Origin of the sequence: Thiomicrorhabdus cannonii, assembly GCF_013391695.1 — a bacterium.
Lineage (GTDB): Bacteria > Pseudomonadota > Gammaproteobacteria > Thiomicrospirales > Thiomicrospiraceae > Thiomicrorhabdus > Thiomicrorhabdus cannonii.
In genome coordinates, this window is record NZ_JACBGH010000013.1 from 1 (window position 1) to 12,492 (window position 12,492).

11 protein-coding genes and 1 pseudogene are annotated in these 12,492 nt (G+C 52.9%); 11 read left to right on the forward strand and 1 reads right to left on the reverse strand.

Annotated elements, in window-relative coordinates:
- The first annotated feature begins 314 nt into the window (after positions 1-314).
- Positions 315-1,154 (forward strand): NAD-dependent epimerase/dehydratase family protein, encoded by an 840-nt coding sequence (locus HZ297_RS10850; RefSeq protein ID WP_178863661.1) that lies wholly within the window; start codon positions 315-317, stop codon positions 1,152-1,154.
- 90 nt (positions 1,155-1,244) lie between these two features.
- Here the strand turns inward: HZ297_RS10850 and HZ297_RS10855 are convergent, their stop codons facing one another.
- Entirely contained in the window at positions 1,245-1,733 is a 489-nt protein-coding gene (locus tag HZ297_RS10855) for an FxsA family protein (RefSeq protein ID WP_178863663.1), read from the reverse strand.
- A 245-nt stretch (positions 1,734-1,978) separates the two neighbouring features.
- Here HZ297_RS10855 and HZ297_RS10860 point away from each other — a divergent pair, with 245 nt between their 5' ends.
- From HZ297_RS10860 to purD, 10 genes and pseudogenes are all read left to right on the forward strand, one after another.
- Positions 1,979-4,201, forward strand: a complete 2,223-nt coding sequence (locus tag HZ297_RS10860; RefSeq protein WP_178863665.1) for a protein-disulfide reductase DsbD — start codon at positions 1,979-1,981, stop codon at positions 4,199-4,201.
- A gap of 224 nt (positions 4,202-4,425) precedes the next feature.
- Positions 4,426-4,863, forward strand: coding sequence for a type II 3-dehydroquinate dehydratase (gene aroQ, locus HZ297_RS10865; RefSeq protein WP_178863667.1), 438 nt, complete (start codon positions 4,426-4,428; stop codon positions 4,861-4,863).
- Between the two features lie 86 nt (positions 4,864-4,949).
- Positions 4,950-5,405: an acetyl-CoA carboxylase biotin carboxyl carrier protein gene (accB, locus tag HZ297_RS10870; protein WP_178863669.1), complete on the forward strand. Its 456-nt coding sequence runs from the start codon at positions 4,950-4,952 to the stop codon at positions 5,403-5,405.
- 11 nt (positions 5,406-5,416) lie between these two features.
- On the forward strand, positions 5,417-6,766 hold the full coding sequence (accC, locus tag HZ297_RS10875; RefSeq protein WP_178863670.1) for an acetyl-CoA carboxylase biotin carboxylase subunit: 1,350 nt from the start codon (positions 5,417-5,419) through the stop codon (positions 6,764-6,766).
- Positions 6,767-6,885: 119 nt separating this feature from the next.
- Positions 6,886-7,761 (forward strand): 50S ribosomal protein L11 methyltransferase, encoded by an 876-nt coding sequence (gene prmA / locus HZ297_RS10880; RefSeq protein ID WP_178863672.1) that lies wholly within the window; start codon positions 6,886-6,888, stop codon positions 7,759-7,761.
- An 87-nt stretch (positions 7,762-7,848) separates the two neighbouring features.
- Positions 7,849-8,853: a tRNA dihydrouridine synthase DusB gene (gene dusB / locus HZ297_RS10885; RefSeq protein ID WP_178863674.1), complete on the forward strand. Its 1,005-nt coding sequence runs from the start codon at positions 7,849-7,851 to the stop codon at positions 8,851-8,853.
- A gap of 17 nt (positions 8,854-8,870) precedes the next feature.
- Entirely contained in the window at positions 8,871-9,116 is a 246-nt protein-coding gene (locus HZ297_RS12125; protein WP_178863676.1) for a helix-turn-helix domain-containing protein, read from the forward strand.
- A gap of 58 nt (positions 9,117-9,174) precedes the next feature.
- Positions 9,175-10,737: a bifunctional phosphoribosylaminoimidazolecarboxamide formyltransferase/IMP cyclohydrolase gene (gene purH, locus HZ297_RS10895; protein ID WP_178863729.1), complete on the forward strand. Its 1,563-nt coding sequence runs from the start codon at positions 9,175-9,177 to the stop codon at positions 10,735-10,737.
- Positions 10,738-10,795: 58 nt separating this feature from the next.
- A pseudogene (locus HZ297_RS12215) lies at positions 10,796-11,151 on the forward strand (GxxExxY protein).
- A gap of 42 nt (positions 11,152-11,193) precedes the next feature.
- Positions 11,194-12,486 (forward strand): phosphoribosylamine--glycine ligase, encoded by a 1,293-nt coding sequence (gene purD / locus HZ297_RS10905; RefSeq protein WP_178863678.1) that lies wholly within the window; start codon positions 11,194-11,196, stop codon positions 12,484-12,486.
- The last annotated feature ends 6 nt before the right edge of the window (positions 12,487-12,492 follow it).

Below are 12,492 nucleotides of genomic sequence, written 5' to 3' on the forward strand. Positions count from 1 at the left end.
ATGCCGGTGAGTGTTGAGAGAGCGGTAGAATTTTCGCCCTGAAGATAGCGCTTTGCTATGGTGACTTTTGTATTGCGACTGTATTTGGAAATGAAAAACCCCCAAAGTTGGTGTCCAACATTTGGGGATCACTTCACAACGGGCGGTTTTTTTGTTTCCGCCACTCACGCAAAATCTCACCAAATTTCCGTTCAAAAAACTCAACAGGCCGGGTATTTCACCCGCGAAATCCCATTATATTTTTTTACAACCCCCATCTTTTTTGTTACAACTATTTTGTGCATACTATGCCGAAATTAACCGAGGCAAATTTTATGGCAAATGTTTTAATTGTAGGATGTGGCGGAATCGGCTGTGATCTAGGTTTGGCGCTGGCCGAGCAAGGTCATAAAGTGTATGGTTTGCGTCGCAATATCGACTGCATTCCGGAAGGCATTGAACCCATCGAGGCCGACCTGACCAATCCTACCCTGCCACTGCCGCAGAACATCGACTATGTGTTCTATACCGCTTCGGCCGGCAAACACAAAGACGCGGCTTACTATCAGGCTTATGTTGCGGGCGTCAAACACACGCTTAAAGCCCTGCAAGGCCAAAACATCAAGCGCTTTTTCTTTATTTCCAGCTCATCGGTATTCGGTCAAAGCGACGGCGAAAAAGTCACCGAGGAGAGCCCGACCATCGGCAACAACTTCTCGACCAAACGCCTGCTGGAAGGCGAGGAACTGGTGCGCGAAGCCACCGTTCCCACAACCATTATCCGCTTTGGCGGCATTTACGGCCCCGGACGCACCCATTTGATTGAACTGGTCATGCAAGGCAAGGCGCACTGCATGGAAGATGTGTACAGCAACCGCATTCACTCGGCGGATTGCGTGGGCATTATGATGCACCTGCTAAACATGAACGAACAGGACGCCACCCAGGTCGAGCCGTTGTATATCGGTGTGGACGACCAGCCCACGCTGTCATGCGAGGTTTATGAATGGCTGGCCGAACAACTGAATGTGGGTTATATCGAACACATCGAGCCCACCGAAAACAGCCGTATGCAGCGCAGCAACAAGCGCCTGTCCAATGCCAAAATCCGCGCCACGGGTTATAAATTCAAATATCCGACTTATCAGGACGGTTACGCCGAACTCATCGGTTAATTCGCCCGTGGTCAATTCATCGGCGACTCAAAAGAAACCGCAAAAAACAAAGCCCGCATTCGCGGGCTTTTTAATTGGCAACATCAAAAGCTACTTTTTATCGTCCAACACTTCACCTTCAAGCGGCTCACGGTGCGATAAACTTTGCGGCTTTTTGGGTTCCGCTTCACGCCATTCGCCTTCAAAAGTGTCGCCCTGACTATTCTGGTAACGATAATGCCCTTTTACGGCAAAACCTTTCATGGTTTGACGAATCAGCGCCCGGCGCACAAACGGGATCAAAAACAGCAGTCCCAACGTATCCGTCATCAGCCCCGGCAACAGTAACAGCACGCCGCCCAGAAAAATAAACACGCCCTCCATCATCGCCATTTGCGGCGCTTCGCCCTGCGCCATGGCAATCTGCGCCTGCTGCAAAGTACTCATTCCCTGGCTACGCATCAACAGAAAGCCGGCAACTGCAGTAAACACCGTCAACAACACCGTGGGTAGCGCACCAATCACACCACCCACCTGAATCAACACATACAACTCCGCCAACGGAATCAATACAAACAAAATCAAAAACACTTTTGCCATTTCAGCCCCAACGCTTTAATTGAAATCTCATTATCGTTGCGCGATTGTACCACGCTTAACACTCTCAACCCCACAGGTACAAACCTTGAAAAACCCTGACTTTTCGACAACTAAAACTCCCAGCCAAAACCCAAACTGGTATAGAATCACTTGATTATTTGGATTAAAAAGACTTGATGACCAGCCGCCCATTTCGGCGCACTTCATCGGATAAAACCAACCTCAATATAAAAAGGGTTTTGTGTATGCGCGGGATTAAAACGCTCAATCTAATGCTCGTCGGGCTATTGCTCTCCTTAACCGCCTGGATGGCGCACGCGGATGATCTGCTATCGGTGGATGACGCCTTTAAATTGAACACCCCGCAGATTGCAAATGGCCAAATTGTGGTCGAATGGAACATCGCCAACGACTACAAACTCTATAAAGACAAAATCAGCGTCAATGCCAACAATGTCACACTGGGCAGCATCAACTACTCCAAAGCCAAACAGGTGGACGATCCGCTTTTTGGTAAAAGCGAAATCTTTGAACATGCCGCCATCCTGAAAATCCCCTACCAAGGCGAGGCCAGTGAAACCAAACTCACCGTAAAATACCAAGGCTGTGCCAGCAAAATCGGCGTGTGCTACCCGCCGCAAACGCGTGAATTCACCCTGGCTTTGCCTCAAGCCGAAGTAAAATCCGAACAGGCCGCCCCCTTCAACTCTCTGAGCGGCCTGAACCAACTACTGGAAGCCAATAGCGGCGAACCTGAATTGCTGGATGCCGACCAGGCCTTCCAATTCACCACCGACATCGTCAACGGCCAACTGGTGGCCAACTGGAACATCGCCCACGACTACCACCTCTACCGCGACAAAATCAAAACCAAAGTGACGTCGGGCGATGTCACACTGGGCGCACTGCAACTGCCACAAGCGGAAACCATCGACGACCCGCTTTTTGGCAAAACCGACGTTTACCACGGCCAGTTCCAAGCAACCTTGCCGGTTAGCGCCATTCAAGGCCAAGCCACCGTCGAATTCGAATTCCAGGGCTGTTCGGCTGCCGCAGGCGTATGCTACCCGCCAATCCATAAAACCGTGACCATCAACGCGGCGGACATCCAAACGCAAAATACGGCCGCACAAACTCAACAGGCCGGGTCTGACAACACCGCAGCGGGCAACCTCTCCGAAACCGACCAGATTACCGACACCCTTAAAAACAGCAGCGTGTGGATTGTCATCGCCACTTTCTTTGTATTCGGTCTGTTATTGGCCTTTACGCCTTGCGTGTTCCCGATGATTCCGATTCTGTCGAGCATCATTGTCGGTCAGGGCGACCAACTGACCACACGCCGCGCCTTTGTAATGTCATTGGTATATGTTTTGGCGATGTCGGTCACCTACACCGTAGCCGGCGTGTTGGCGGGACTGTTTGGCGAAAACCTGCAAGCCGCCTTCCAGAATCCGTGGATTATCGGCACCTTCAGCGCCATTTTTGTGCTGCTTGCCCTGTCGATGTTCGGTTTCTATGAACTGCAGCTACCCAGCAGCCTGCAGTCCAAAATCACCATGCTTTCCAACAAACAGCAAGGCGGCACACTGACCGGCGTGGCAGTCATGGGCTTTTTGTCGGCGCTGATTGTTGGCCCTTGCGTGGCTCCGCCATTGGCCGGCGCCTTGATTTACATCGGCCAGACCGGTGATGCCCTGCTGGGCGGTACCGCCCTGTTTGCGATGAGCATGGGCATGGGCCTGCCCCTCCTGCTGCTAGGCACTTCGGCCGGCAAACTGCTGCCGCGCGCCGGCGGCTGGATGGAAAGCGTCAAAGCCGTGTTCGGCGTAATGCTGATCGGTGTCGCCATCTGGATGGCGGAACGCATTCTGCCGGTCGAGCTAATTCTCGTGGCCTGGGCCTTGCTGTTTATCATTTCTGCCGTCTATCTGGGCGCCTTTGAAAGCACCGCTCAAAAATCGGGCTGGTTCAAGCTGTTCAAAGGGTTCGGCCTGGTGCTGGCGCTGTACGGCGCGATGATTCTGATCGGCCTTTTGGGCGGCGGCAAAGAGTTGCTGCAACCACTTAAGGTCTTCCAGGGCGGAAGCGCCGGCGCACAGGCCGAGCAAAGCCACCTGCAGTTCAAATCCATCAAAAGCATCGATGACCTGAATGCCGAACTGGCCAAAGGTCAGCCGGTCATGCTGGATTTTTACGCGGACTGGTGCGTAAGCTGCAAAGAGATGGAGGCGCTGACCTTTACCGATGCCAACGTACAATCCGCCTTGAAAAACGTCACCTTGCTGCAAGCAGACGTGACCGCCAACGACGCCATCGACAAAGCCTTGATGAAGCAGTTCGGCATTATCGGCCCACCGGCCATTCTATTCTTTAATGCACAAGGCGACGAACACAAAAACCTGCGCGTGGTCGGCTTTAAAAATGCCGCCGACTTCCACGCCACACTTTTGAAAGCCTATCCCTAAGCAAAACCGACAGGCCGGGTCTGAAAATCCAGACCCGGCCTGTTGAGTTTTCGCAAAGTATTTTTTGCGGCCGCATAAATAAAACTCGCACAACTGTCCGTTTAACGACGTTTAAAACAGAACACGACATTTCAGGCGTTTTTTATCTTTTTTAAATCCAGTATCATAGTGTTATAACCTTACTTCAGCTATAATTATTAAATCTAACACTACGGATTTTCCCCATGGCAAGCATCCTCGTCATCAACGGTCCTAACCTCAACATGCTCGGCAGACGCGAACCCGAAATCTACGGCCGTCAAACCCTGGCCGACATTATCGAAGACCTTGAATTGCTGGCCGATGAATACAGCGTGCGCCTGCACAGTTTTCAGAGCAATGCCGAATATGAAATCATCGAACGCATCCATGAAGCCATGGATGACGGCACCGAATTCATCATTATCAATCCGGCGGCGTTTACCCATACCAGCGTAGCGATTCGTGATGCACTTGCAGCAGTCGATCTGCCATTCATTGAAGTGCACCTGTCCAATATTCACAAGCGCGAACCTTTCAGAGCCCACTCCTACTTTTCCGACCTTGCTGTCGGCGTGATCGCAGGTCTGGGCCCCAAAGGTTACGAGTTGGCTTTGCAGGCCGCGGTGGAAAGAATCAAATAAAAATTCAGGGCAAACCGCTGTTGTTTGCCTACACGTATCACCATTAAAACCCTGACAAGGTCAGGTAGATAATCAAAGGAAAACACATGGATATTCGTTCGATTCGTAAACTGATTGAAATCGTTGAGCAGTCTGACATTGCCGAAATTGAAATTAAAGAAGGCGAGCACAATATTCGCATCACCCGTTCAAAAGAACCAGTGATGATTGCTGCCCCAGCGATGGCGGCAGCACCAGCTTATTATGAAGCACCAGCAGCGCCTGCCAGTGCAGCACCTGCAGCCGCGCCAGCCGCAGCAGAAGTCAGCGGTCATAAAGTTACCTCGCCAATGGTGGGCAGCTACTATGAAGCGCCGTCTCCAAACGCGCCAGCGTTCGTCAAAGTGGGTGATAAAGTAGCCGTTGGCGACACCCTTTGTATCATCGAAGCCATGAAAATCATGAACCCGATCGAATCAGACGTAGCCGGTACGGTTAAGCAAATTCTGGGTGTGAACGGCGAACCTGTTCAGTACGGCCAAGTTCTGTTCATCATCGAGTAAGGATCGACAGAATGATTGAAAAAATTCTTATCGCAAACCGCGGCGAAATCGCCTTGCGTGTATTGCGTGCCTGTAAAGAGATGGGCATTAAAACCGTCGCGGTACACTCTACCGTCGACGCCAACCTTAAACACGTCTTGCTGGCGGACGAAACGGTCTGTATCGGCCCTGCCCCGTCTTCAGAAAGTTACCTGAACATTCCGGCGATTATCGCCGCCGCCGAAGTCACTGACGCCGAAGCGATCCACCCGGGTTACGGCTTCCTGTCCGAAAACGCCGACTTTGCCGAACGCGTGGAAGAGAGCGGTTTCGTGTTTATCGGCCCGAAAGCAGACACCATCCGCATTATGGGTGACAAGGTTTCCGCCATCCGCGCCATGAAGGCGGCCGGCGTACCGACTGTTCCAGGCTCGGGCGGACCTCTGGGCGACGATGCCGAAGAGAATATGCGCATCGCCAAAGAGATCGGCTATCCGGTGATTATCAAAGCCGCCGGTGGCGGTGGCGGACGCGGTATGCGTGTGGTGCATACCGAGGCCAGCCTGATGAAATCCGTCCAGTTGACCAAATCGGAAGCCGGCAGTTTCTTCGGTAACCCTGAAGTTTACATGGAAAAATTCCTGGAAAACCCGCGTCACATCGAAATCCAAGTGTTGTCCGACGGTCAAGGCCATGCGATTCACCTGGGCGAACGTGACTGCTCCATGCAGCGCCGTCACCAGAAAGTGGTCGAAGAAGCGCCGGCGCCAGGCATCACTGCCGAACAGCGCGCCAAAATCGGCCAGGCTTGCGTCAACGCCTGTTTGGAAATCAACTACCGCGGCGCGGGCACGTTCGAGTTCCTATATGAAAACGGCGAGTTCTACTTCATTGAAATGAACACCCGTCTGCAGGTGGAACACCCTGTGACCGAACAGGTCACCGGCATTGACCTGGTGAAAGAACAGATCAAAATCGCCATGGGCCAGCCATTGAGCATCAAACAGGAAGATGTGATTATCCGCGGTCATGCGATCGAGTGCCGTATCAACGCCGAAAACCCGGCGCGCAACTTCATGCCTTCACCCGGCACCTTGGAGCGCTTGCACCTGCCAGGCGGCTTGGGCGTACGTTGGGATTCGCATATCTATACCGGTTATCCGATTCCGCCGAACTACGACTCCATGATCGGCAAGCTGATCACTTACGGCCCGGATCGCAACACCGCCATCGCCCGTATGGACGTGGCGTTGCAGGAAATGGTCATCAAGGGCATCGACAGCAACATCCATCTGCAGCGTGAAATCATGAACGATCATGGTTTCCGCGAAGGTGGCATGAACATCCATTATCTGGAGCACCGTTTGGAGCATTTGCTGTAAGCCTATAAACCAACCGGTTTAGCTGAACCACAGCGGCAACACCGCAGTTGAAAGACTGCGGCAAGCCAATGTGGTTTTTTACTTTTTGGATAATTCACGAATTTTTCACGAGAACCCTCATGGCCTGGATACAAATTAATACCATCGTTGACGAGAATCTGGCGGAAACCTTATCCGATGCCTTTATGGAAGCCGGCGCCTGCTCGGTGACTTTTGAAGACGCCAAGGACCAGCCGATCTACGAACCCGAACTCGGTACCACACCAGTGTGGAAAAACACCAAAGTCGTCGGCCTGATTGATGCCGAAATGGATCCCAACGACGTCATTGCCACGGTCACAGCCATGCTACCGCAGATTTCGGCGGAAGCCTACAAGGTCGAACAGCTGGAAGACAAGGATTGGATTCGCGCCTGGATGGACCAGTTCAAGCCGATGCGCTTCGGCGACCGCCTATGGATTGTACCGAGCTGGAGCGAACCGCCGGAAAAAGACGCCGTCAACCTGATGCTTGATCCGGGCATGGCGTTTGGTACCGGCACCCATCCGACCACCGCCCTGTGTCTGACCTGGCTGGATCAGCACACGCCCAGCGGATTAAACGTCATCGACTACGGTTGCGGCTCGGGCATTCTGGCACTGGCGGCACAAAAGCTGGGCGCGCAAACCGTTTCCGGCACGGACATCGACCCGCAAGCCATTCTGGCCAGCCAACAAAATGCCGAGCGCAATCATGAATCCATCCACTTTGCCCTGGTCAAAGACTTTGATTCCGAGCCGGTCGATTTGCTGGTGGCCAATATCCTTGCCGGCCCGCTGAAAGAACTCTCCACCGAATTCGACCGTTTGCTCAAACCCGGCGGACAGTTGGTGCTATCCGGCCTGCTGGAAACCCAAGCCGCCGAACTGCAAGCGCATTACGCCACCCTGGGCATTCAGCTGAATACATTACAGACCAAAGAAGAGTGGGCGTTGTTGAGCGGCTTTAAAAATTAATGGAACCACAGAGACACCGAGTCACAGAGTGGTTTGACATACTTTCTCTATTTCTCTGCGCCTCTGTGCCTCTGTGGTAAAAAATAGATGCTTAAGATTGGTCCCTATCAGTTTCGTCACAATATCGTGCTCGCCCCCATGGCCGGCATTACCGATGCCGTATTCCGCAATCTGTGCCGTGAAAACGGCGCCGACTATGCGCTGGCGGAAATGGTCGCCTCCAAAAAGGAACTGTGGGAATCCAAAAAATCCTCGACCCGCCATGCGTCCTTGCAAGAAGCCGAACCGCGGGCAGTGCAGCTCTTGGGGACTGACCCCATTGAGCTGGCTGAAGCCGCCGCCTGGCAGCAATCGCAGGGCGCGCAGATCATCGACCTGAATATGGGCTGCCCCGCCAAAAAGGTCTGCAGCGTGGCGGCCGGTTCGGCCCTGATGGGGCATCCGGACAAGGTGGCGGAAATCTTCGAAGCGGTGGTCGCGGCGGTGGAGGTTCCCGTGACCGTCAAAATCCGCACCGGACTGGAGCGCGACAGCAAAAACGCCTTGCAAATCGCCCGGATCGCCGAGGAAAAAGGCTTGCAGGCGGTCACCATTCACGGCCGTACCCGCGCAGACAAATTTAACGGGCTCGCCGAATACGACACCATTCGCGAAGTCAAACAGGCTTTGTCGATTCCGGTGATTGCGAACGGTGACATTAACAGCCCCGAACAGGCCAAATTTGTATTAGAATATACCTCCGCTGACGGGGTAATGATCGGACGCGCCGCGCAAGGCTACCCGTGGATATTTCGTGAAATAAATCATTATCTTACAACAGGTGAAAAACTGGCAGGCCCTGACCAAGCGGCCTTCCGGCATACCATGCTGGAACACGCGCGCGGACTGCACCAGCTTTACGGCGACGAGCTTGGCGTGCGCATCGCCCGCAAGCATATCGGCTGGTACAGCCAACACCTGGCCGTTCTGCATAATTGGCCGCCTGAAACGGGCGCAGCCGAGGTTAGACAGGGGTTTAACCGACTAACATCGCCGTTAGCACAACTGGATTATCTTGAGGCGCTTTTTGCCCATGGCAAACGCGCCGTTTAACACGACACCTGACGATTATGACAACCCGCAAAAACGAACACTCTCTGAGCGAACAAGTCACCCTGACACTGGAAAACTACTTCGAAACCCTGCAGGACGAATCTTGCTGTGGTTTGTACGATCTGGTGATTCAACAGGTGGAAAAACCGTTGATTGAGTTTGTACTCAACAAAACCGAACATAATCAATCTAAAAGTGCCCAGATTCTGGGCATTAACCGTAATACCCTGCGCAAGAAGATGCAGCAATACGATCTGATTTAACCGTCTTTTTTTCAGTTTTATTTTAGTTTTAGCTTTATTTTTGGAGAAATTTAACATGATGAAACCCGTTCGCCGCGCGCTGATCAGCGTTTCGGATAAAACCGGCATCCTGGAATTTGCACAAGCGCTTTCTGCGATGAATGTCGCGATCCTTTCTACCGGCGGTACTTACAAAGTGCTGTCAGAAGCGGGCCTGCCTGTCACTGAAGTGTCCGAATACACCGGCTTTCCGGAAATGATGGACGGACGTGTTAAGACCCTCCACCCTAAAATTCACGGCGGCCTGCTGGGGCGTCGCGGCAAGGATGACGCGGTGATGGCCGAGCACGGCATTGAAGCCATCGACATGGTCGTCGTCAACCTGTATCCGTTTGAAGCGACCGTCGCCAACCCAAACTGCTGTTTGGAAGACGCCATCGAGAACATCGATATCGGCGGACCGACCATGTTGCGTTCTGCCGCTAAAAACCACAATGATGTCGCTGTGGTGACTGATCCGGCCGATTACAGCCGCATTTTGGAAGAGCTGAAAGCCAATGACGTGCAACTGTCTTATGCCACCCGTTTCGACTTGGCCATCAAGACGTTTGAACAGACGGCGCGTTATGACGGTGCGATCTCCAACTACTTCGGCAAAATGTTCAACACCGAAGCCGGCGATAACTTCCCACGCACCTTCAACACCCAATTCGTTAAAAAGCAGTCAATGCGTTACGGCGAAAACCCGCATCAGGCGGCGGCGTTCTATACTGAGCGCAATCCGAGCGAAGCGTCTATCTCGACAGCCACGCAAATCCAAGGTAAGGAATTGTCTTTCAACAATATCGCCGATACCGACGCGGCGTTGGAACTGGTTAAAACCTTTGACGAGACGGCTTGCGTTATCGTCAAACACGCCAACCCTTGCGGTGTGGCGATCGGTTCAAACCAGTTTGAAGCTTACGACCGCGCTTACAAAACCGATCCAACCTCGGCGTTTGGCGGCATTATCGCCTTCAACCGTGAACTGGACGCTGAAACCGCCAAAGCCATCGTTGATCGTCAGTTTGTCGAAGTAATTATCGCCCCAACGGTTTCCGAAGAAGCCAAAGCCGTCGTGGCTGCCAAGCAGAACGTGCGTTTATTGGCTTGCGGTGAATTCAATGGGCAGCAAGCGGCTTACGACTTCAAGCGCGTGACCGGCGGCCTGTTGGTTCAAGACCGCGACTTGGGTGCGGTCGCTGTTGAAGACCTAAAAGTAGTGTCGAAACGTGCGCCGACCGACAAAGAGATGCAGGATCTGATGTTTGCCTGGAAAGTCGCTAAATACGTCAAATCCAACGCCATCGTTTATGTAAAAGACGGCATGACCATCGGCGTGGGCGCAGGCCAGATGAGCCGCGTGTACTCCGCCAAAATCGCCGGCATCAAAGCCGCTGACGAAGGCTTGGAAGTGCCAGGTTCGGTCATGGCCTCAGACGCTTTCTTCCCGTTCCGCGACGGAATCGACGCAGCAGCCGCTGCGGGAATCACAGCGGTGATCCATCCGGGCGGATCGATGCGCGATCAGGAAGTCATCGACGCAGCGGATGAACATGGGATTGCAATGGTGTTCACCGGAATGCGTCATTTCCGCCATTAAGGGTGCTTGAACCACAGAGACACAGAGGCACAGAGTTTTGATTCAAGCGCAAGATCCATTGACTCATAAAATTATTGGCTGTGCCATAGAAGTTCATAAACAACTTGGACCAGGGCTTTTGGAATCAATCTACCAAGAAGCCCTCGCAGTTGAATTTCTATTACAGGGAATTCAATTCGACAAAGAGCTGAACTTCCCGTCTCGTACAAAGGGAATCCCCTAGGTTCTAAATATCGCTTAGATTTTATGGTTTCGAACGAAATTATTATTGAACTCAAATCAGTTGAAAAAACATTGCCTATACATCATGCACAGTTGTTAACCTATATGAAATTGACAAATAAACCGAAAGGATTACTCATCAATTTCAATGTTCCAGTGTTAACTAAAGGCATCAAACGATTTGCTCTTTAACTCTGTGCCTCGGTGTCTCTGTGGTTCAACAAAAGGAAAATTATGAAAGTATTAATTATTGGTAGTGGCGGGCGCGAGCACGCCTTGGCTTGGAAAGCGGCGCAATCGTCGAAGGTTTCTCAGGTTTTTGTGGCGCCGGGTAATGCCGGAACGGCCATCGAGCCTAATCTGCAAAACGTCGATATCGCCGTCACCGACCTACCCGGCCTGGTGAAATTCGCGCAGGACAACCAGATCGAGATCACCATCGTCGGCCCCGAAGTGCCGCTGGTGTTGGGTGTGGTCAACGCCTTCAAGGCAGCCGGATTGAAGTGTTTCGGCCCAGACAAAGATGCCGCGCAGTTGGAAGGTTCCAAAGCGTTTTCTAAAGATTTCTTGGCGCGCCACAATATCCCGACAGCCGCTTATTCAGTGTTCACAGAGATCGAACCGGCGGTGGCCTATATCGAGAAAATGGGCGCCCCTATCGTCGTTAAAGCCGATGGTTTGGCGGCCGGTAAAGGTGTGATTCTGGCTGAAACCAACCAGGAAGCGATCGACGCGGTTAAAGACATGCTAGCCGGCAATAAGTTCGGCGATGCCGGCGCGCGCGTGGTCATCGAAGAATTTTTGGTGGGTGAAGAAGCGAGCTTTATCGTCATGGCTGACGGCAAAAACATTCTGCCGATGGCCACCTCGCAAGACCACAAAGCCCGCAACAACGGCGATACCGGCCCTAACACCGGCGGCATGGGCGCTTACACGCCGGCACCAGTGGTTACCCCTGAAATCCACGACCGCATTATGCGCGAAGTCATCCGCCCGACGGTGGATGGCATGGCCAAAGACGGTCTGCCCTATACCGGCTTCCTGTATGCCGGTGTAATGATCGATTCAAGCGGCGCGCCGAAGGTATTGGAATTCAACTGCCGTTTCGGCGATCCTGAAACCCAGCCGATTATGATGCGCCTGCAATCCGACCTGGTTGAACTGTGCCTGGCCGCCGTTGACGGTAAGCTTGATACGGTCAGCGCCAACTGGGACGAGCGCGCCGCGTTGGGCGTGGTCATGGCAGCCGGCGGCTACCCGGCCGACGATTACCGCAAAGGCGATGTGATCTCCGGTTTGGATAACGTCAATGCCGACGACCTGAAAGTTTTCCATGCAGGTACTAAACTGAACGCCCAAGGTGAAGTCATCACCGCCGGCGGTCGCGTATTGTGTGTCACCGCATTGGGTGAGAACGTCACCGCCGCGCAGAAACGCGCTTACGAAGGCGTGGCTAAAGTCCAGTGGAATGAAGTGTATTACCGTACCGATATCGGCCATCGCGCCGTGAGCCGCGAAAACGCTTAATCGAGC